We start from the raw sequence: 21,114 nt of genomic DNA, 5'->3' as shown, positions 1-21,114 counted from the left end.
CTTCCCCGTCCGCACCTCGCCTCTTGCCTGGGCGGCCAGTCGACGCTGCCCTGGAATACCTGGCCCGGCCGCTCCCTCGTCGCGTATGCAGAAAGAGTCGAATCCCCTGCGCTGGAAGAGGCTCCCTTGCGCGACCACGAAAACGTCCGGACGACCGGAACCGACGCCACCCGCAGGGCGGCCCGCAGCCCCGAAACCGCATCACGCCCCCCATTGCCAGGGCTTCTCCCTCTGCAGGCCACCATGGGGAACGCCGCCGTGGTCCAGATGCTCGGCCAGGCCGGACACCGCTCGACCGAGGAGCAGCAGCACGCCGCCGGATGCGGCCATGACCAAGCCGAGCAGCCCGCCGTGCAACGCTCCGCCGTCCATGACGTCCTGCGCGCCCCCGGCCGTCCCCTCGACGACGAGACGCGCGAGGACATGGAAGCCCGTTTCGGCGCGGACTTCTCCGACGTCCGTATCCACGACGACAGCGCCGCCAGAGCCTCCGCCGCCGAGGTCGGCGCCCGCGCGTACACCTCAGGCAACCATGTCGTCATCGGCGACGGCGGCGCCGACGAGCACACCCTCGCCCACGAACTCACCCACGTCATCCAGCAGCGTCAGGGCCCTGTCGCCGGGGCGGACAACGGCAACGGGCTGAAGGTCTCCGATCCCTCAGACCGGTACGAACGCGAAGCCGAGGCCAACGCCACGCGGGTGATGCGTGCGCCCGCGTCCGCAGCGGCCCCGGAACACCCGCGCGCCGGACGGCCCCGGTCCACGGAGACGGTGCAGCGGGCTGTTGTCGCGCAGGTGGAATCAGGCGACGGCCGGAGCGTCTCGGAAATCCATTTCGCGGGACGTCCTGAATCACCGTATTCCGGCACCATGGGCGACCATTCCACTGCCTACGTCGTCCAGCAGGAGGCAGTCAAACGGGCCGTGAAAGGCAAGACACCGCTGCAGGCCGCGCAGCACATCCAAGCCCTTGTCGCGCGCAGCGCCGAACTCCCCGGCGTGACGAGAAGCGACAACCTTCCGCAGGAGATGAAGGATGAATGCGATGCGGCGTTGCGAGAGCTGAACGAAACTATCAATCTGATAACGGGAGGGAATGTCCCGGAAGGGAATCAGTTCCCCCTGGTCCAGAAGATGGTGAGTAATTTTCTTCATTTCCGCGAGCTGATCCCTTTCACCACGATGAATGTGGCAGCCGTTTCGCAAGGAAGAGCAGGGAAGGGCAAGGCCGAGTCCGGATCCAACCGGACCTTGTCCGAATGCGCCGAATTCGTAGCAATGAATCCGGGTGTCCCGCTCAGTAACCAGGAGGTGGAGTCCGTCAAATTGGCGATGTGGAAGATCATGGACCGCGACGGAGTCGCACTCGTGGCCACCGAACACAGGGAGACAGTGCTGCAGGAGCTGGCGCCGGGAATGAACCCTGCCCTACTCCCGGGGGAAAGGTGCGGCATCATCATAGAGCAGCATTTGACCTCGATAGAGATGGCCTACCCGGGAATAATAGGGAGCGTCTTCGGGGCCATGGGATCTGCGAAAGATGCCTTCATGGTGGAAATGGGGCCGGTGTTGGCCGGGAGGAAGGAGGAGAATAAACTCTACTATGCCGAAGAGCTGAAAAAGAAAACGGTCCTCATCGAGGACTATCAAAATCGAGGGATGCACGAGGGCAGGGGGCGATCCAAGGCTTACGAGAGAGAGGTGGAGGTCTGGTATGAGCTTGCGGAGGGCCTGAAGTTCAACGGCGGCGGCATGCCTGACTTTCCTGCTCCTCGGCAGCAGGCGTCAGGGAGGACCCTCAGGAGCAAGTTCGTGAAGAGTTCCACGATGAGTTTCCTGGCCGAGACGCTGGAAAATGCGAACCTCGAAGCGGATCGTGGGGCGATGGGCCCCTCCTGGTCGAATTCCGCTACCCCGGCCGGGGGGCAAACCGCGCACAATACAACCATGCGGAGAGATGATGATTCGGAGAGGCAGTACCTCACGTCTCAGGTCGAAGTGACAGGGGGCAGGATCAGTGCATACCACTCCGCAGGACGTAGCCCCTCGCCTTTCTCCGGCACCATGGGGGCACATACCACCGCCTGGATCGCCCATCTGGACAGCATTCGTACCAACATTGTCGGACGAACCCTCGACGAAGCGGCACGCTTCATCATTGACACGGCAATCCCTGAAGCTCGCAAGATGGCCGAAACGGCCAGCACGGCCTTTTCCTTCTCCTTGGACGAGCAAGGCGCGAATCACCGGGAAAAGCTGGTGGAGGCCGAACGTCACCTCGAGGGTTCCGTGTATATTTTGTCCGCTGTTGCGTCTGAGGCCGGAGGCAATCCGCTTCAGGCGGCAAGATATCCGCTCGTGTTGCAGCAGGCGATCAACGCGCTGCTCACCTTCATCAACTTCATCCCGGGGGCCACCATAGATAAAAGTGACACGGGAGGAAAGGCGGAGGGTGTGGCCAGAAATAACCTTCTCCAGTATGAAAACGGCACCAAGTTCTTGAACAAGAATGAACTCCGGCGTCACATACGGGAACTCCTTGATTACCCTGAAGACGCGACACCGGCCCAAAAAAGAGCACTGGATGAGAATCACAAGCGTGTCGTCAAATCCTCTTACCCGAAATCGGCCAGAGATGCCGGCATCGCGTAGGAATTGACAGAGCCTCGCCCGTTCGGTGTCCGCTTCGTACGCGCTCCAAGAGGGGCGCCCCGGGGCCACCCAAGCGAGGTCCGACCACCGGAGCCCCGGCTTCGGTCGGGTCCTGCGCGCGTCGGCCAGCGCCGCTAAGTCAGCGGGTCATGCCCTTTTTGATGAAGTGCGGCACTGCCCCGTGGCAGATTGTGGCCCAGATCAGAGGCCCCGGAGAGATCCGGGGCCTCTGACGCTTCCCATCGGTGGGCCGGGTCTCTGCTGCTTCAGCCGATGCAGTTCGGGACGGGGATGTCGCTGCCGTCGCAGTTGGTGGGCTGGTTGCCCTGGACCCGGGTGGACTGCAGGGTGACGGTGCCGCCGGCGTTGAGGACGCCGCCGGGGGCGGCGATCGCCATATTGTTGTTGACGTTGCTGGACGTGATGGTCGTCGTGCCGCCTCCGAAGTTGGCGACACCTCCGGCCCGTCCGGCGTTGTTGTTGTTGACGTTGGTGGCGACGATTTCCAGAATGCCGTCGTTGGCCGCGCCACCTCCGGCACCGCCGGCCGTGTTGGCGATGATGCGGCTGTTCAAGATGGTCATGTCACCGTCGTTGGCGACGCCGCCGCCGTTCACGTTGGCGGTGTTGCCCATGATGGAGGTTCTCACGATCCGGGTGGTGGTCCCCGATCCGCCGCCGATTCCTCCCGAGAAGTTGGCGTGGTTGTGGCGGATGACGCTGTCGGTCACGGTCAGCGTGCCGTGGTTCGCGATGCCGCCGCCGAAGTCCGGCGCGTCACCCTTGGTGATGGTGGCGTCCGAGAGCGCGAGGTTGCCACCGGGGCTGACGGAGAGAATGCCGAAGCTGATTGTGGACTTACGGGTGATGGTGCTGTGCCGGGCTTCGATGGAGATCGTGCTGGTGATGTCCGGCAGCGGCGCGGAGAGCCTATAGGTGCAGCCCGGCGCCAGCACCAGGTTTCCGCCCCCCGAGGCGTTCGCGTTGGCGATGGCGATGGACAGGGCACTCGCACTGCATGGGACGTGCGTATGCGCCGATGCGGGAGCGGCGGTTGCGATGACCGTCGCGATGGCTCCGACGCACATTGCCTGTGCGACGAGTGCCGACGGCTTACGGGTGAACATGAATGGGTAGCTCCTTCAGAAGTCCCGGATCCGCAGGATGCTCCCGGCACCGAAGGCAGCGGCGCCGTATCTCGGGGAGCGGTTTCGATGTTGCCCTCGTCGACGCGCGACAGTCAGGGGCGGGAGGGGGATGTCCGCTCGGACGGTGTAGCCGTTTCCGTCCAACGGCCGACAGGGGCATCCGAGATGCGGTCGCTCGAGCCGGCCTGGCTTCCCGTCATGTTCGCACCGTGCCGGTGCCCGTTCCGTGCGCCAATGGGCCATCGCAGCAGGCGAGGTGAGGAATGAAGTGGGGCCGAGCGTTCCCTCAAGTGGCCACGCCGTCTCGCCGGCACTGGGCAGTAGCGGGGTGTGAGCGGCCAGTGCGGCCGGAAACGGCGGCGTACGGAGTGGAGTTGGAGGGCGTGGCCGTGGGTGAACGCGCGCAGGAACGTGCCCAGCGTGGAAGGGGAAGGATGCCGCCGAGCAGGACGGGCATGGCACAGGGGCGCAGGATGCCGAGGTCGTCGATGCGGTCCGCCCCCGCGACCATGCCGGCCACCACGCTGGTGACCTTTGGCGTCCACCGCTGACCCGCGCCGTTCCCCGCTCCGGTCCGGCTCCGCCTTGTCCGTCGTCAGGCGAGCGAGTGCGCACCTCTCGGCCAGCCGCAGCGCCGGAACCAGCCCGGCATGCGCGACCGGATTCGCGTCGTCGAATGTGGCGGACCCCGCCGAAGCGGCATGGGGCGATTGCATCTCGCGGGTGTTCCCTTGCCCTGTGGATGTGGAGCCGCCGGCAGTCCCATCGTTCCGGCTCAGAGGGCATCCGCGTCTTCATGTCCAAGCCCTGGACCGGCGATCGCCCGGTGGATCGAGGCCAAGAGGTGGGGCGGCACGGGGCCGGAGAAACCGCGAACGTGCGCGGATGCTAGCTTCCGTTCCCGTGATGGAGCATCAGGACGAAACCAGGGCGGCCTACGACGGGGTCGTCGAGCTGTATGCGTCGATGTTCGCCAATCGGTTGGAGACGCATCCGTTCTCGCGGAACATGATCGGCACCTTCGCCGAGCTGGTGCGGGCGACGGAGAACCCGCGGGCAGTCGACGTCGGGTGCGGGCCTGGACATCTGACGGCCATGCTGCACGACCTGGGGCTGGACGCCTTCGGGCTCGACCTCTCCCCGGGAATGGTCGACCACGCCCGGCGGGCCCATCCGGCGCTGCGGTTCGACGAGGCGCGGATGGAGGACCTGCCGGTCGAGGACGGCGCGCTCGGCGGCGTGCTGGCCCACTACTCGATGATCCATACTCCGCCTGGGGAATTGCCCGCGCTGCTTGCCGAGCAGGTGCGTGTCCTGGCACCGGGCGGCCTGCTCCTGGTCTCGCTCTTCGCGACCGACGGACCGGAGCCGGTCCGCTTCGACCACAAGGTGACGCCCGCCTATAGCTGGCCGGTGGACCGGTTCGCCGATTTGCTGGCCGGGGCCGGGCTCGTCCCGTTCGCACGGCTGCTCCACGACCCGGCCTCCGAGCGGGGCTTCCTCGACGCCCACTTGCTGGCCCGCCTCCCCTAATACTCCAGTCTGACTTGGCGATCGGTTCCGTCGCACGGCCACCCTCCCAGTGGCCGGTGACGGCCCGGCCGGCGGCTTCGGCGGTCGCTCGCTGATCATCACCATGTCCTTCGCCATGCGGGGCTGTCGCTTGTTCGACTGGCGGTGCGGCCGGCGCGTGGCACGGCCGGTCCGCAGGGCCCGAGTCAGCTCGCGGCAGAGTTCGCCGCGGCCCTGGACGTAGAGAGCCTGGTAGATCGTCTCGTGAACCACGTGCATCTCCGGCCGGTCGGGAAGGCGGGCCCGCAGAGCGTGACAGATCTGCTCCGGGCTCCAGCGACGTTCGAGATGACGCTGGACGAAGTCCCGCAGCTCGGGGTTCTGACCGATCCTTCCCGGCTTCGGGCGAGGTCGGCGGGCGTCGGCTCGGGACCGTGCAGCGTGCGGACGATAGGCCCAGCGGGACGCGTTCCCGCGCAGGGGCATGCCGTTGCGGCGTATCTCCCGGCTGACTGTCGAGGGGCTGCGGCCCAGCTCGGCCGCGATGGTGCGGATCGACGCCCGTTCGCGCAGCCGGTCGGCGATGTGGATGCGCTCGGACTCACGCAGATAGCGGCTCGGACCTGCCGATGGCGAATCCCGGCGGACCGGGGAATCGCCTTCGACAGGCCCTTGTGGGCGTGACGGCCGTTGCGCCACACCCTGCCGGTCCGCGGGTTGATCCCCACAAGCCGACATGCCTCTTTGTTGCTGTGACCCTGCTGCACGAGCTGGAAGTATGCCGACCGCTCAGCGGTCAGTTTCTTCCGCCCCTGCGGCTTGACGGTCCTCCCGGATCTGGTGGTCCATCGCATCCCCTGAGCTGGGGTGTTGCGACGACCACTGGAACGGAAGAATCCGTCCGAGGGTGTTTCAACGCGACCCGCATGCACGCGGGCTTGGAGGCCGCGCCGACAGGCGTGGGGTCATGGTCGCCGGGTGGGGCGATCGTCCCAGTGGTGGGTGGTCCAGGCACGACGGGTGAGGCTGTGCACGGTGGTCACGGAGTGGCGCACCTCCGTGACCACCAGACCCCGTGTCCGTTCTGTTCCTGGGGTGCTCCATCGCGCCTGTCCGCGCGAGTTCTCAGTGGGTGGTGACGTGGACGTTGCTGTCAGCACTGTCCTCCAGGTGCGCTACCGGGCATGACGTCTCCTGCCAGGTGAACTCGGTCTTGATCTGGATTCCGCAGAAGGGAGAGTTGTCCCAGTCGAGCTGGTTGAAGTGGCTGAGCACGGAGATGTTGTCCCCGTCGACACTGGGGGCAGCGCTGGCCCCGCCGACGCCGGCGAAGAGGATTCCGCAGGTGGCCGCGGCCACCACTGCGATCTTCTTGACATTCCTCATGTTTCTTTTCTCCTTCGCTGTTCTGCCCTCATTGGGCAGACACCGCAGGGAACGAGCCGCAAGATCGACACGTAACGTCATTCAGCCGTTGACCACTCGCACGGCCGTACACGTCACCAACCTTCCGGAGGACCGGACCCGACCCACGCCCCCTTACGTCGGTCCCGCCCCTCACACTGCTCATGGACGCTGACGACCACCGGCGGGGCTTGACCGAGCAGGCCGCCGACGCCGCGATCGACACCGCCTGCCGACTGCTGCGGCTGCCGTCGATCCGGCATGAGTTCGACGAGATCGCAGACCGGCGGTCAAGGACCAGATGACCTACCGCGGCTTCCTCGCCGAACTGCTGATGGCCGAGTGCGACGACCGGGCCCGCCGCCGTTCGGAACGACGGATCAAGGCGGCGGGCTTCCCGCGGGAGAAGTCCCTGCGGGCCTTCGACTTCGATGCCAAGCCGAATATCGACGCGGCCACCGTGAACACGCTCGCCGGCTGCGAGTGGATCAAGAAGGGGCAGCCGCAGCCGCTCTGGCTGATCGGTGACTCCGGTCATCGAGACCGGCACGGACTCCTACCGCCGCGCCGGCACCCGGGCCCGAGCCGAGGAACCGGTCAAGGCGGGCTGACCACTCCGGAGTCTGCCTCGCCTGCCCGCCGCTCTCCGGGCGCCGGGCCGGCACCATGCACTGCTGCACGAAGCGCTTACACACGCCTGCGCCGGGGCTTGCCGCTTCCGCGCCCAGTCTCTCGACGGCAGCCGCAGCCGGGCCCGCCGCCGTTCGTGATGCCGCTGTTGACGAGAGCCAGCTGGAAGGACTGATCATCGAGGCGCAGACGGCCCTGCCATTCGAACTGTCCGCCCTGGCGAACCGGTGCGCTTCGGCCCTCGGCCGGGAGACCGTGCGGATCTACCTCGTGGACCTCCGACAACGGCTGCTCATCCCACTCGACGAGGCGTTGGAGCCGCTGCCGGTGGCCGATTCGTTGGCCGGCTGGGCGTACCGCACCGTCTCCCCGCGAGTGGCCGACGCCGACGACGGCGTGATCGTCTGGATGCCTCTGGTCGACGGTGCGGAGCGGCTGGGCGTGCTGGCGGTGCGGGCCGTCTCGCTCGACGGGGTGCGTATGCGTCGCAGCCGGATGCCGGCCCATCTGTTCGCCATGCTGATCACCTCCAAGCGCGCCTACAGCGACTGGCTCGCCGCCCGCATCCGCACCGCGACCATGCGGTTGCCCGCCGAGATGCTGCGGGCCTTCCTGCCACCCCACACTGTCGGCAGCAGCAGGTGCGTCTCGACCGCAGTCCTGGAACCGGCGTACGACGTCGTCGGCGACGCCTTCGACCACTCCGTGGTCAAGAACGTGCGTCCAGCGCGGGTGTGCCCGGTGGCCTCCACCGTGACCACGAGCCGACAACCGGCACGCATGCCTTGGACAAGGTGGTGCCCGGTCCGGTGGTGTCGGACCCGGCCTCTAGGCTGCGGGGCATGACCCGTTCCTGGACACGACTGCATGAGCACCTCGGCGCTGCTCCCGACCCACCGGACTCCGACATGGTCCGCCGGGCCGCTGCCGACCTGACGGCGCAGCTCGCCCTCGACCCGCACCTTTGACCGCCCCGCCGCCTTCGCACCGTCCGCGTCCCGCAGACGGTGACCGGGAAAGGGCCGTCGCCCCCACCAGAAAGCAGATATTGCCCGTGCTTCACGAGACCCCGATCTACAACCGCCTCATCGCGGAACAGGGAGACATCCCTGCTCAGGTGCGTGGCGAAGCCCAAAGACTGGCAAGAGAGCTGGAACAGGTCATCCCGCCTTTGCACCTGTCAGCCCCTGCTGTTCGGAGCGGTCCTCCTTCAAGGCCACGCACCTGACCGCCGACGCCATGCGGTCTGCGCTGACCGGCCGTCTGCCACATCATGGCCGGTGGCGGCCTTCACGCCGGGCCTGCTGCCCGGAGCCGACGGCCCGCGAGAAGCCGCCCGCAGATCCGCCTATCGGGAGCCAGGGGTTGAGGACGGGTCATCACGACTCCCAAAGCGGGCCAGATGCCCGGGTCCACCGGCCATGTGTTCTCCGGGCGTCCGTCGCGCGGACCTGGTCCCTGACGCCGCCCGGAGCTGGTCGAGCGCGTTCATGACCGCGTGGACGGTGGCTTCGTCGGCCGCGGTGATGTCGGGACGACGAGCCAGGGCTCGCTGAGGTGCTGCGTGGGGATCGGTTCCATGCCCGGACCGATGAGCATCCAGCTGCCGGGTTCCTCCAGGACCCGCGCCGTCGGCCCCTCACGGGTGACACTACGTCACCACGTTTCCCTCAGGGCGGCTCCTGCGACGGAGTTCAGGTCCTGCGGGGCCATTGATGCGACCGGGTAGCAGCACCGCACGCGTAGAAGCGTGCTCCGCAGTCCGCTCCGGCGACTGGGCCGAGGGGGTCAGGCGTGATCCACGAGCTGGGATTGGGAAAGGCCCGCCTCACGCGCGCAGTGTGCGCAGCAGAAGAACTGCCCGTCCGCCTGCATACCGTGGCCCAGGATGCGGCACTGGCAGTTGACACAGGTCGGGGCCATCTTCTGGGCGGCGCATTCGATGCTGTCGAAGACGTGGACCGCTCCTCCCGCGGCACGCACCTCGAACGCCAGCTCGTAGTCGTTGTGGCAGACCTCGCACACGGCCATGGACGATATCCCTTACTGCCGGAATGGATGAGCTGGGCACCTGCACCTTCGCTCGCCGGTGAAGGCGCGGTGCCGAGGACACTAGCGGAAGAGCGCGCCTATCCTCCGGCAGCGCGTGCACTGCTACCCGACCGTGCCGGCGGAATCACTCACACAGCGACCTCGCGCCAACGCTCGGTTCCCGATGGGCCTCGGCGAAGGGCGGCCGGCCCACCACCGGATCCGGACGAGAACGTTCCCGAAGAGGGCGCGGACTGCTCGTGGAGCGATGGTGCTGTTGCTTTCAGTCGTGCAGCTCGCCCGCAGGCCGAGCGACGCCGCCGGACAACCAGGCCGGTGCCCGGAGAGCCGGCATCGGCGATCGTCACTGAGCCATGTGTCGGCTACTCGGGTGGGTGCGGCGCGTCCGACCGGCAGGGGCGGCAGACGCCGGGGAGTTCCACGGTGTGCTCGACCTGGCGAATGCGGTGGTGGCGGCCAGGGCGTCGGCCCAGCGCTCGACGCTCTCCGCGTCCACGGGCGGCTGTGGCGGCTGTGGCGGGGCGTGGCCGGCAGAAGCGTTCGCCGGTCCTTTCCGCACCACGCACGGGAACTCGTCGCCGCCGTCGTACCTGCCGGGGCCCGGCCACCACGGGGCTCCCGCAGGTGCTGCGACGCTGGCTGGAGGACCGGCTGCCGCACACGATGGTGCCGCGCCGGATCGTCACGCTGCCCGCGATCCCGCTGACCGCCAACGGCAAGGTGGACCGGCGGTTCCGTGACCGCAGCGGTGACCGCGACCTCGGCCCGCCCCACGGGCGAGGCGGAGGCGACGCCGCACCTCGTCGGCGATCGGGTCGGCCCGGGACCGGCCGATGACGGCGGGGCCTTTGAACCCCGCGGGGTCAGCGGGATGTCGCACGCGCGTAGTCCGGCTCGGCCTCAGCCGCCAGGCTGCCGCGGTTGCCGACGAACCAGCCGATCGTCAGCAGCACCGCCCAGAGCACGCCGACATACAGCGAGATCCGGCCATCGGGGTCCATCGCTGTCAGTACCGTGACGAAGGCGAGGAAGGCCAGCGCGATCCAGCTGCACACCGTGCCGCCCGGCGCCGGAAAGGAAGAGGCCGGCAGCAGACCCTTGAGCACCTTGCCGCGGTAGCGGATGTGGCTGAGCAGGATCATCGCCCAGGTCCAGATGGCCGCCGCGGTGGCGACCGACATGACGTACCCGAACGCCTTCTCCGGCACCAGGTAGTTGAGCATCACGCCGATCGACATCACGATCACCGACGCTGTGATGCCCGCGGCAGGGACTTTCCGCCCGTTCAGTTTGCCGAAGATCTTCGGCGCCTCGGAGTTCGCCGCCAGGTCGCGCAGCATGCGGCCGGTGGAGTACATGCCCGAGTTGCAGGACGACAGGGCTGCCGTCAGGACGACGAAGTTCACGATGCCGGCCGCCAGCGGGATGCCGATCTTGTCGAAGGCCGCCACGAAGGGGCTCACGCCGGCGTGGAATTCCGTCCACTTCACGACCGACAGGATCACGATCAGCGAGCCGACGTAGAAGACGATGATGCGCCACGGGAGCGTGTTGATCGCCTTCGGGAGGGTTTCCTCCGGGTTCTCGGACTCGCCCGCCGTGACGCCGACCAGCTCGACAGCGAGGTACGCAAACATCACGCCCTGCAGTGTCATCAAGCTGGATCCGATGCCGTTCGGGAAGATGCCGCCGTGCGACCACAGGTTACTCACCGTGGCGGTGTCGCCGGCCTGGGAGAATCCCAGCGTCAGCACACCCGCGCCAATGACGATCATGCCAATGATGGCCGTCACCTTGACCATCGAGAACCAGAACTCCAGCTCACCGAAGATCTTCACCGAGATCAGGTTGACGCCGAAGAGCACCACCAGGAAGGCGAGCGCGCTGGTCCACTGCGGGATGTCCGGGAACCAGTAGTTGATGTAAATGGCCGCCGCGGTCAACTCGGTCATGCCGGTGACGGCCCACATCAGCCAGTACGTCCATCCGGTCGCGTAGCCGAAGAACGGGCCCAGGAACTCGCGTGCGTACTCCGCGAACGAGCCCGAGACAGGGCGGTACAGGAGCAGCTCACCGAGTGCCCGCATGATGAAAAAGATGATCACGCCCGCGAGCGCGTACATCAGGATGAGGCTGGTGCCGGCCTTCTCGATGTTCTTGCCGGCTCCCAGGAAGAGTCCGACGCCGATCGCGCCGCCAATGGCGATCATTTGCACCTGGCGGCTGCCGAGTCCGCGCTCGTATCCCTCTGCGGAGGCGTCAGCAACTGTCGCCTGGGGGACTTTCGGGGTGGTCATATCCGCGCCTTTCATCGTGCACGTGACAACGTGTTCACGCTCTCCGTGGACAAGCTCGAGTTCCTTCGTGATACGTCCGTAGGCATTCGTGTCGGGTGGGATGGCCCAAGGACCGTCCCGTAATCCCTGGTGGATCAGCGTGCGGCGTCGGATGCGGTGCATCGCAAGGCGGAGGGACACCCGAATACTGCATGTATGCGGGCGTTTCCGGCAACGCGGCGAGGTGTCGTAGCTGACGCCGCACGCCCGTCAGGAATCACGGGACAGCCCTTAGCGGGACGTGAGCGAAGGCCGCACGGCCTGACGCGTGTGACAGGGGTGTACCGGCGCATCATCTGGTCACAGGCCCACCATTCGGACGATGGGGGCACCGGTCCCGTCGACGCCACGGACGGGAGCCCGGGCTCACGCCCTGCGGCTGTGTCGTCGTTCGGGTCGTCGCTGATCAGCGGGACGGTAACGGGGCGGCCGGTGAGTTCGTGGTTCCTCGTCTCGGGGTCACCGGTCGCTCGGGGTGCGCCCTTGATGGTTCAGCCGGGCGAGCGCCGCCATCGCGCGATCCCAGCACCGTTGCGTGCTGCTGCTGCCGACGAAGCGAGCGAGGAAGCGGAGAAGACGCGGACTCGCCGACGGCGGCACGTACACCGGCGAAGAGGGGACACCAAACCGCAGAGAGTCCCGCCATGCCGGCGCCGACGGCGGTCACACGCCGCGGGGGCCGATCGCTCATCACCTTCGCCATGGCCCCCATGATGAAGCGAGCCCCCATCACAATTGAATGTCGGATTCCGCCACTCTTGTCACCCTGGACTGTTCCGGGATTACATTCCTGAAGCATGGTCACCGCTTTTCGTATCTTTGAGAGCTTTGGCCCGGGTGTAGCCACGACGCTGGTCGCGGGACGGCCGGTGGAAGTGACCGGGCTCCACGTGTACGGCGACCCGGCCGGCGCGATGGAACGCGGCGCGCTCGTTCTCGCCACCGGAGCCCTCACGGAGGAGACCCGGCTCGAGGTGATGGACAGCGTCACCGAACGGCAGGCGGCGGGTGTTCTGCTGCGTGGTCCTGTCGCTGACCGGGTGCGGCATCGGGCCGCCGACAGCCACCTCGCCTTGGGCGAGCTGGCCGAGAATGTCGGCTGGGTACAGTTCATCTCGATGGCTGATGCCATGCTCCAACACGTCCACGCGCCACTCGACAACGCCCACGACGCGCACCAACGGATCTTCCGACTCAGCGACGACGTCGCCGAGCTGCTGGCCGCCCCCATCACGGTGGAGGACCTCCGGAGCCAAGTAGTGGCCTACTCGGCCTTTGGAGAGACTGCCGACCAAGTACGGATGGACAGCATCCTGGGGCGCGCGGTACCGGACAAAATCGTGACGCAGCTGCGCGCAGCAGGCACCTTCCGCCGCCTCGCAGCGAGTCATGAGCCGTTCAAGGTCGAAATCGAGGATCCCGGCTTCCTGACACGTCTGGTCGTCCCCATACGCGTCGGCCCCGAGGTCATCGGATCGATCTGGGCAATCCACAACGGTGAGCTGACGCCGCAGAAGCGGCAGCGCCTTCTCGACATGGCACGTTCCTTGGGATTGCTGCTCGTTCGACTGCGTGCGCACGAAGAACTCTCCAGCCGCTACACGGCGGACCGGATCCGTGAGGCGTTCCGCAGACCCGTTGACAGCTCCTCGACCGAGCCCCTGGTCCTGCCCGCTCGAGAGGTCCGGGTGGCGGCGCTGGGCCGCTTGAACGGCACGAGCGCACAGAATGACCTCGCCGTATGGCGCACCGTTTTCAGACGTCACGCCTGGGCCGACCCGATCCTCACCGACATGGAGGGGCTGGTGTACGCGATCCTCACAGACGGTGACGGCCCGGGTAGCTGGACCTGGGCTCGCTCCCTGAGCTTGAACGGGCGTATCGGGCAGGTCGGTGCAAGTCGCCCCGCCTCTTCGGCGACGGCTCTGCCTGCCAGGAGCCGGGAGGCCCTCGAAGTGCTGGGCACCGGCGTGGCTCTGGAGCGCCCAGCCGTCAGCTACGAAGAGGTATGGGCCCAAGTGGTCATCCGTCGGACCCACGCCAACCTGCCTGGTGACCTGATCCACGACCTCAGCAGGCTGGAGGACAAGGGCCGCGATCGGCGGGCGCTGGCCTCCACGCTGCTGACCTGGCTGATGAACTGGGGCGACTACAACCGTGCCGCGCGAATCCTGCGGCTCCACCCCAATACCGTGCGGCAACGAATGCGCCGGATCGAGCACCTCATCCACAGAGTGGACCTGTCGGATCCCGAACAGCGACTGGCCGTGACCCTGGTGCTGCAGGCACATCTCCAGCGTGACGAGCCAGTCCGAACGGAGCCGGACAAGAGGGCTACAGGCTGATGCGCATGCCGCTCTGTGCAAGGACAACGACGTCCACGCTGCCTCGCACCAGGCCAATGCCCGGCACGCAACATGCACTACTCCTTGAGGCCGGTACGGGCCCTCAAAGCCTCAGAGCCGGCATCGGGCGGTGGTGCACGATGGTGATCCGGATGCACTGCGGCGGCTGCGAGTGCTGCGAGGGGTAAAAAAAGTCAGGAGCCCCTTGCCGCGTCCGGCGCATCCACTGCCGCGTTGTGCCAGCCGTACACCCGGCAGCCGAAGAACAGTGCCGTTCGCACGATGACGGCGGGCTCCCGCCATCGACACCATGGCTTCACTCCACAACCCAGCCGGGCATCGGTGGATTCATCGGAAGGACGATGGCGTGAAGAGGGGCAGTTCTTACGCGGCCCACAGCCGCGAGGTCATCAGTCGCGCGCACCGGGTTCACGAAGAACCGGCGCTCGCGGAAGCTCGGATCGATCTCGCGGCGATCCGAGCCAACGCGGCTCGGTTGCGCGATGCGGCAGGTTCCGCCGAAGTGATGGCCGTGGTGAAAGCCGATGGCTACGGGCACGGCATGGTTCCCTGCGCCCGCGCGGCACTGGCCGGCGGCGCGACCTGGATCGGCGTCGCACGCATGCACGAAGCATTGGCGCTGCGCGCAGCGGGGATCGGCAGCCGGATCCTCGCCTGGCTGCTGGGCACCGGTGACGACTGGGCTTCCGCCGTTGCCGCCGGGATCGAACTATCGGCCGGAGACCCCTGGGCAGTCGAGGCCGCGACTCAGGCGGCAACGGCTGCGGGCCGACCGGGCCTGCTGCACCTGAAGATCGATACCGGGCTGGGCCGCGGTGGCGCCTCGCCCGCCCACTGGCCCGCCCTGCTGGAGACGGCTTCACGTGCGGAGGCATCCGGGCATGTCCGGGTCGTTGGGATCTGGTCCCATCTCGCCCACGCCGATCACCCTGGCCACCCCGAGTCCGACCGGCAGGTGGAGCACTTCCGTGATGCGGTCGGGCTCGCGAGGAAGGCGGGGCTGCGTCCCGAAGTCCTCCACCTGGCCAACTCGGCAGCCACCCTCAACCTTCCGCGGACCCACTTCGACCTCGTGCGCCCCGGGCTCGCGCTCTTCGGGCTGAGCCCGGTGCCGGAGGTGGCCGAGCCGGCGGCCCTGGGGCTGCGGCCGGCGATGACGCTCACCGCCCGGCTGGTCTCCGTCAAGCGAGTCCCCGCCGGGCACGGAGTCTCCTACGGCCACCGCTACCGCACCCCCCGCGAGACAACGCTCGGTCTGATCCCGCTGGGGTACGCCGACGGCGTACCCCGGCACGCCTCCGGTGCCGGTCCGCTCCTCGCCGCCGGCCGACAGCGCACGGTGGCGGGCACGGTCTGCATGGACCAGTTCGTCGTCGACCTCGGCGACGACACAGCCGCAGCCGGCGACGAGATCGTGCTCTTCGGCCCCGGAGACCACGGGGAGCCCGGTGCCGAGGACTGGGCACGTGCAGCCGGAACCCTCTCCTACGAGATCGTCACACGCATCGGCGCGCGTGTACCGCGCACGTACACCGGTGGTTCCGCCCCGGAAGAACGCTGACGTCGACCCGTTCACCGGCCCGCAGACAGCCTCCGGATCGAGGCGAGGCCAACAGCGAAGGCGTCGTGCCCGCCCGCTGCGCTCATCCCCCGTAGGTGCTGAGCGGCGCAGTCAGGGACCGCCGGGTCTCTCGTGTGTGCTGGAGTCGATCAGTCCTTGTTCCTCGGCCAGGCCGATCACGGTATCGGCAATGGTTCTCGCTGGTAGTAGGGCATCGACCACCGTCGCCCCGAGCTGTTTGACGCTTCTTTGGAACCCGGGTGCCCAGCCGACCAGCCACTCGCGGGTAGCGCCACTGCGGCCGAAATCCGTGCTGCGTGAGGACACCCGGCGCACCATGGTCTCGATGTCCAGTTCCAGCAGGACCACCAGATCGAAGCATGGGATGAAGTCCACGATGTTGAGCGCGGTACCGCACACGAGGCGCTGGCGGTGATGCCGTGCGGTGCGAGTTCGACGGCGAGGGCTGAGCGCCGCATCGACGACACCGGGCCACGGCGTACGGTCGCCGTGGCCCGGTGTCCGCGCGTGGGTGTCACCCGCGCCTGGTCTGTCGAAGGCTTACCGCGTCGACGTATCCGGTCATGAGGTTCCACGTGGACGAGTACAGCGAGACGCGGACCGACGCCGTACCAGGCGGAGCCGTACCACTCGCCTGCGCGTCGATCCAGCGCCGCTGGTCCGCGCTGCGCAGCGGTGCGCTCGCCATCCGGCCGACCGGCTGGCCGGCCCCGTCGAGGAAGCTCAGCAGCAGCACCGAATCGTCGGTGCTTCCGTCCTCGATGTACACCTTGGCACGGGCCCGGTAGTACGCCCCCGCGGCAGCCGGCACCGGCTCACTGGTCAGCTCCGCCGACGCCTCGGGGCCGCTCCGGGCCGCATCGACGATCTTCATGCTGCGCCTGCCGGTGTACGCCCGCTCTTGCGAGAGGGTGAACAGGGTGCCACCGCCCTGCCATCCCGGGACGGCGCCGTCGTCCAGCGGCGCCACTTCGAAGCCGGCGTTGTCGACGGCCACGGCGCGGGCCAGGCCGCGGCGCACCGGGATCATCCGCAGCCGGGACTCCGCCTTCTTGCCGAGGAAGTAGATGTTCTCGTGGCCGTCGGCGTCCCGGGCCAGGGTCATGAAGGCGACCTCCTCGTCGTAGTCGCCGAGTGTCACGTGGTCCATGGTCTTGGGGTTCACAACGGTGAGCTTGCTGGCCAGGGTGGTGTACAGCAGGCCGTCGGCGCCCCAGCGGAGGTAGACCGGCCGCCACATGCCGTAGTTCTTCACCTCGGGGTAGACGTTCTTGTACTTGACGACCTGGAGGGTGTCCGGGTCCACCGCGAACAGGAATCCGTCGGCCGCGCCCCACAGCAGGCCGTCGCGGCCGAAGCTGAGACCGCTGATCATCTTCGGGCTGCCGAGGCCGGGGAGGTCGAGGGTGAACTCCTTGACCTTGCGTTCGCCGGCGACATCCCAGACGAACATCTTGGCCTCGGACTCGGTGGCGTCGGTCCCCAGACCGCCGTGGACGGTGGTGGAGCCGTAGATCCGTCCGCCGCGCTGGGCGAGCCCGGCGACGCTCTGGTTGTGGACGATGCCGGGGTAGGTCTTCTTCTCGCCGCTGTCGGGGTCGTAGATGGTCAGCGCGCCGCCGAGCTTGCCGTAGTCGGGGATGGAGCCGATGAGCAGCTTGCCGTCGTGGGCCTTCATCACGTACGGCCGGTCCTGTCCGGAGCCGAGACGGAACTTCTCGGAGACGGCCGGGGTCGCCGCGTCCAGCTTCGCCGAGGAGATGATGCCTCCGGGGTAGATGCCGAAGTACATCGTGTCGCCCAGGCCCGCCATGCCCTCGGCCTGGCCCATCGGGAAGCGGGTGGTGCGGCCGGTGCGCGGGTCGAAGCGGGACCCGGTGCCGCCGGGGTAGCCGCTCATGAACAGCGTGCCGTCCGGCGCCGCCTCCAGGTTGTGCAGCGGGTTCGGTGCGCCCTTCACCACCGAGGGCAGCACCTTGCTCCGCCGTGACGCGATGTCGAAAGCGGTGATTTTGCCGCCCGACTGCAGGGTGACGAGCGAGGTCCCGGGGAGGTCCGGATCATTGAGCGGTACCCAGGCGGCACCGCGCAGCGAGGTACCGAAGGCGATTCCGGTCGAGCGGGACTCCAGCGTCGCCGTGTCGATCTCGTACAGCTCGCGGTTGTTGGTGACGTACACCTTCCCGTCCCGCGACTGAAGCTGGTTGAAGGAGAAGACCCCCGCGTCCGAAGACGTGTTCTTGCCGACGGACTTGTCGCTCCACTTGCCGGCGTCGAGGTCGTAGAAGAGCAGCTTCATCTGCGGGTCGGCGAACTTGACGAACAGCCAGCCGTCGACGACCGCCATGTCGTAGGCGAAGGGCACCTTCTGGGGCTCCACTCCCAGGAGCGCCGGGACCTGGTCGGAGATCTTCGTCTTCGTACCGGTGGCGGTGTCGAGCCGGATGACGTCACCGACGGAGCCCACGCCCGCGTAGACGGATCCGTCGTGGTAGGCGAGGGAGCGCACGTACTGCTGGCCGGGCACCATCTGCCCGTAGTCGTGGAAGTCCTTGCTCTGCGGGTCGTATCTGAACACCTTGCCGTTGGGGAAGGTGCCGATCCAGACGTTGCCCTCCGGGTCCGTGGTCATCGACCACAGCGACTTCTCGCCCGCAACGGTGCCGAGCTTGCGCACTTCCTTGTCGGCCGGGCTGTAGCTCCACAGCTCTCCCGTCTGGCCGCCGGTGATGGCGGCGATGTAGACGGTGCCGTCGGGGCCGATCGCATGCCGCCAGGACTGCTGCACGCCAGGCAGCGTGAACGAGCGCAGCAGCCGGTTGTCCCGGATGTCGATGACGTTGAAGATCGCGTTCTCGGCGGAGACCGTCGCGTACATCGTGGGCCGGCCGTCCTCCGTACCCACCACGGCGTCGCTGATGGAGACCGTTTCCTGCTGGACGCCGAGGTCGGCCTCGGGGCCGAACCACTTCCGGTCCAGTGCCGATTTACTGGTGCCGCCACCTCCCCAGGCTGCGGCGAAGGGTGCAGGACCCGCGACCAGAACGGTCAGGGCGAGCAGCAGGATGAGGAGATGTCTAGGGCGTTTTTGGGCCACCGTGGTCCCTCCAGATTATGAGAGTCTTCCCCATAAGTGGGCGTGTTGTTCGCGGACTTGAGCGACATCAGCGTCCTCCTGACGCTTGACCACCGCAGTGTTTTCGTGAACTCTCTGATTAATCCCTATGGCCGAAACGACGTCAAGAGGAGTACATGGACGCATCCCGACCAGCCGGCGGTGACTTGGCGCAGCTGCGTCGGCTCAACACGTTCGGCGCGCTGCGGGCGCTGAGAAGTGCCGGCGCGCCGGTGACGCTGACCGAGCTGGCCACGCTCACCGGTCTCTCCCGCGCCTCGGCGGAGGACCTCGCCACCGAGCTGACCGACCAGGGGTGGGCGGCCGAAGTCCCGCCCGCGCCCGGCGCGGTGGGACGACCGGCCCGCCGTTACCGGTTCCGGGCCGAGTCCGGTTACGTCTTCGGGCTGGACATCGGCGCCCACAGCGTCCTCGCCGTGCTCGCCGACCTCTGCGGCACGGTCGTCACCACGGCCCGCCGAACGGTGCCGCCGGACATCCGGCGCGCCGACCGGCTTGCCGTCATCGGCGACGTGATGACCGAGTGCCTGGACGACGCGGGAATCGACGCCCACCGGATCTGGACGATCAGCGCCGGCACCACCGGCGTCGTCGGCCCGGAGGGAGACGTCGTACTCGCGGGAGCGGCCGCCGACTGGACCGGCGTACGGCTCGCCGAGCACCTGGACGAACGCTGCGCCGGGGCGGTCCTGGTGGACAACGACACCCGGCTGGCCGCACTCGCCGAGCAACGCCTCGGTGCGGCACGGGACATCGAGGACGCCGTCTACATCCACGCCGGTCTCGGCCTCAGCGCGGCGCTGATCATCGGCGGCCGGGTGCACCGGGGATACGGCGGCGCGGCGGGCGAGATCGGCAGCTTCCCCGTCACCCCCTGGGCGACCGCCGCCACCCGCCTGGCGTGTTGTCCCGCCGTCCCGCCCGGCGTACCCCCGCGGAACGCCGCCGCCCATGTGCTGGCCGCCGCCCGCCGGGGCGACACCGTCGCCGTGCGCGCCGTCGACCGCTACGCCAGCGACGTGGCCCTCGGCCTCGCGGCCATGGTGCTGACCGTCGACCCGCAACGGGTCGTGCTGGGTGGGGGACTGGCCCAGTCCGCCGACGTCCTGCTCCCCCACCTCCGTAACCGTCTGGAGCCGCTGTGCATCCGGGTCCCCGATCTCCAGCCGTCCTCGCTCGGCGACGACAGGGTCGCGCTCGGTGCGATCTGGCGAGCCGTCGAGCACGTCGAGACGACGTATCTCGCGCACAACCGGCGGCCCACGGCGGCGCGCCCGTGAACGGCCGTTGCGGACCTCAGGCTTGCGGTAGGTCATCCGGTCCTTCGCCGCGCCGTCGGCGGACTCGTCGCGGATCTGGGGCGTGTTTCAGCGCGGCCCCCGCCGCAGGCCGGTCGTGACGCTCGGGCCCGGCTGGGCTCGGCGGACCCCGCCGGGATCGCCGCATCCGGCCGGACTTGCCGAGGCCGTCGTGGTATTGGAGTCCGTCGTGCTGTGAACGCGTACTCCACCGGCGACTCGGCCGTCGTGGTTCCTGGCATCGGCGCGGGGAACGTGGTCCGCTGGCCCGGCGGGCGCGTTGCGGGGTGAGTCGCGGAGCCCGTTCCGCACCTCGGCCCCCGGGCCGGCTACCGGAAGAGGAGAACCATGACCGTCCCTCACCACCGTGCGCCGGACACCGGCGTCGTCGGCGTTCTGGACCTCTGCCGTGCCGGGCGGCGGGAGGCCGTTCCGGCGGCGTCCGACGAGCCCGGCGGCCGGGTGTGCACGGACCGGCGGGATTCCTACCTCCTGGACCGAGGCTGCCAGGTGTTCGACACCTCCTGCCCGCAGGCCAGGAGACGGGGCGGCACGAGCGGTCTGCGGCGGCGGCCGTTCACACCCGGCTTCGGCGCGAACCGCCCCGGTCGGGACGGGACGGTGTTCCGGCAGTCGGCCGACCCGCGCGGCACCGACACCCGCGACCGGCGGCGGATCGCGGTGCGCACCCTCGGGGCCGCGCCGCCCGCGACGCGGCCACCCTCGCCGTCGAGCCGCACGACCCGTTGCGGGCCGGGCAGGTACGTCTGCGGCGACCACCGTACGAACGGGGCGGTACCGGGCGCGCCGGTGTCCGGGACGCGCGCCGCCCGGGAGACCCCCGCCGACCCGGCCCGGAGCTGACGCGGTACCGGCCGACCGGCCACGTCCGTGACGGGGCCGGGCCCAAGCGTGGGGGGGGGGGGGGGGGGGGGGGGGGGGGGGGCGGGCCGCCCGGCGGAGGCCCGGGTAGCCCCGGGGGACCGGCCCCCCGC

Annotated in this window: 16 protein-coding genes and 2 pseudogenes; 10 read left to right on the top strand and 8 right to left on the bottom strand. The window is 68.3% G+C overall.

The genetic code is table 11. From position 1 onward, the window contains the following. Window positions 1–267: 267 nt before the first annotated feature. Entirely contained in the window at window positions 268–2,655 is a 2,388-nt protein-coding gene (locus tag ACGF2V_RS28615; RefSeq protein WP_362710133.1) for a DUF4157 domain-containing protein, read from the top strand. Window positions 2,656–2,921: 266 nt separating this feature from the next. Here the strand turns inward: ACGF2V_RS28615 and ACGF2V_RS28610 are convergent, their stop codons facing one another. After that, window positions 2,922–3,782, bottom strand: a complete 861-nt coding sequence (locus tag ACGF2V_RS28610) for a hypothetical protein (RefSeq protein WP_362710116.1) — start codon at window positions 3,780–3,782, stop codon at window positions 2,922–2,924. Between the two features lie 924 nt (window positions 3,783–4,706). On the opposite strand from ACGF2V_RS28610, the gene ACGF2V_RS28605 reads away from it, so the two are divergent. After that, window positions 4,707–5,336 carry a class I SAM-dependent methyltransferase gene (locus ACGF2V_RS28605; RefSeq protein WP_362629429.1) on the top strand — a complete coding sequence of 210 codons (630 nt, stop codon included), beginning with the start codon at window positions 4,707–4,709 and terminating at the stop codon, window positions 5,334–5,336. A 40-nt stretch (window positions 5,337–5,376) separates the two neighbouring features. On the opposite strand, the pseudogene ACGF2V_RS28600 reads toward ACGF2V_RS28605, so the two are convergent. Next, window positions 5,377–6,164: pseudogene (locus ACGF2V_RS28600) on the bottom strand (IS30 family transposase); the annotation flags it as partial. A gap of 276 nt (window positions 6,165–6,440) precedes the next feature. Further along, window positions 6,441–6,701 (bottom strand): hypothetical protein, encoded by a 261-nt coding sequence (locus tag ACGF2V_RS28595; RefSeq protein ID WP_362629435.1) that lies wholly within the window; start codon window positions 6,699–6,701, stop codon window positions 6,441–6,443. A 182-nt stretch (window positions 6,702–6,883) separates the two neighbouring features. Here ACGF2V_RS28595 and ACGF2V_RS28590 point away from each other — a divergent pair. The 3 genes and pseudogenes from ACGF2V_RS28590 to ACGF2V_RS28580 form a co-directional block, all read left to right on the top strand. Then, window positions 6,884–7,278: pseudogene (locus ACGF2V_RS28590) on the top strand (ATP-binding protein); the annotation flags it as partial. 326 nt (window positions 7,279–7,604) lie between these two features. Beyond that, the gene (locus tag ACGF2V_RS28585; protein WP_362710119.1) at window positions 7,605–8,195 is read left to right on the top strand and encodes a hypothetical protein; all 591 of its coding nucleotides are present in this window, start codon (window positions 7,605–7,607) and stop codon (window positions 8,193–8,195) included. Further along, window positions 8,192–8,317, top strand: a complete 126-nt coding sequence (locus tag ACGF2V_RS28580) for a hypothetical protein (protein WP_362629441.1) — start codon at window positions 8,192–8,194, stop codon at window positions 8,315–8,317. Before ACGF2V_RS28585 ends, ACGF2V_RS28580 begins: the two co-directional genes overlap by 4 nt. Window positions 8,318–9,137: 820 nt before the next feature. Here ACGF2V_RS28580 and ACGF2V_RS28575 read toward each other — a convergent pair. After that, the gene (locus ACGF2V_RS28575; protein ID WP_362628597.1) at window positions 9,138–9,380 is read right to left on the bottom strand and encodes a hypothetical protein; all 243 of its coding nucleotides are present in this window, start codon (window positions 9,378–9,380) and stop codon (window positions 9,138–9,140) included. 645 nt (window positions 9,381–10,025) lie between these two features. On the opposite strand from ACGF2V_RS28575, the gene ACGF2V_RS28570 reads away from it, so the two are divergent. After that, the gene (locus ACGF2V_RS28570; RefSeq protein WP_362710122.1) at window positions 10,026–10,238 is read left to right on the top strand and encodes a hypothetical protein; all 213 of its coding nucleotides are present in this window, start codon (window positions 10,026–10,028) and stop codon (window positions 10,236–10,238) included. Window positions 10,239–10,264: 26 nt separating this feature from the next. On the opposite strand, the gene ACGF2V_RS28565 is transcribed toward ACGF2V_RS28570, so the two are convergent. Next, a complete protein-coding gene (locus tag ACGF2V_RS28565; protein ID WP_362710124.1) occupies window positions 10,265–11,698 on the bottom strand; it encodes an amino acid permease in 1,434 nt (477 codons plus the stop codon). An 836-nt stretch (window positions 11,699–12,534) separates the two neighbouring features. On the opposite strand from ACGF2V_RS28565, the gene ACGF2V_RS28560 reads away from it, so the two are divergent. Further along, window positions 12,535–14,082: a helix-turn-helix domain-containing protein gene (locus ACGF2V_RS28560; protein WP_362710127.1), complete on the top strand. Its 1,548-nt coding sequence runs from the start codon at window positions 12,535–12,537 to the stop codon at window positions 14,080–14,082. A gap of 316 nt (window positions 14,083–14,398) precedes the next feature. Here ACGF2V_RS28560 and ACGF2V_RS28555 read toward each other — a convergent pair whose 3' ends face one another. Then, window positions 14,399–14,641, bottom strand: coding sequence for a hypothetical protein (locus ACGF2V_RS28555; protein ID WP_362628667.1), 243 nt, complete (start codon window positions 14,639–14,641; stop codon window positions 14,399–14,401). On the opposite strand from ACGF2V_RS28555, the gene alr reads away from it, so the two are divergent. Continuing rightward, the gene (gene alr / locus ACGF2V_RS28550) at window positions 14,543–15,664 is read left to right on the top strand and encodes an alanine racemase (protein ID WP_362710139.1); all 1,122 of its coding nucleotides are present in this window, start codon (window positions 14,543–14,545) and stop codon (window positions 15,662–15,664) included. The two genes, ACGF2V_RS28555 and alr, sit on opposite strands and share 99 nt — an antisense overlap. A 111-nt stretch (window positions 15,665–15,775) precedes the next feature. Here alr and ACGF2V_RS28545 read toward each other — a convergent pair whose 3' ends face one another. Further along, a complete protein-coding gene (locus ACGF2V_RS28545; RefSeq protein WP_362628606.1) occupies window positions 15,776–16,060 on the bottom strand; it encodes a hypothetical protein in 285 nt (94 codons plus the stop codon). 139 nt (window positions 16,061–16,199) lie between these two features. Then, on the bottom strand, window positions 16,200–18,782 hold the full coding sequence (locus ACGF2V_RS28540; RefSeq protein WP_362710130.1) for a hypothetical protein: 2,583 nt from the start codon (window positions 18,780–18,782) through the stop codon (window positions 16,200–16,202). 155 nt (window positions 18,783–18,937) lie between these two features. Here ACGF2V_RS28540 and ACGF2V_RS28535 point away from each other — a divergent pair, with 155 nt between their 5' ends. Continuing rightward, window positions 18,938–20,101 (top strand): ROK family transcriptional regulator, encoded by a 1,164-nt coding sequence (locus ACGF2V_RS28535; RefSeq protein ID WP_362628611.1) that lies wholly within the window; start codon window positions 18,938–18,940, stop codon window positions 20,099–20,101. A gap of 366 nt (window positions 20,102–20,467) precedes the next feature. Continuing rightward, a complete protein-coding gene (locus ACGF2V_RS28530; RefSeq protein WP_362628614.1) occupies window positions 20,468–20,983 on the top strand; it encodes an FAD-dependent oxidoreductase in 516 nt (171 codons plus the stop codon). Window positions 20,984–21,114 lie beyond the last annotated feature (131 nt).

The organism is Streptomyces sp. NPDC047982 (assembly GCF_043204165.1).
In the GTDB taxonomy this organism is placed as follows: domain Bacteria; phylum Actinomycetota; class Actinomycetes; order Streptomycetales; family Streptomycetaceae; genus Streptomyces.
The sequence above is the reverse complement of the archived record's forward strand: the minus strand, read 5'-3'. Positions and strand labels throughout refer to the sequence as shown.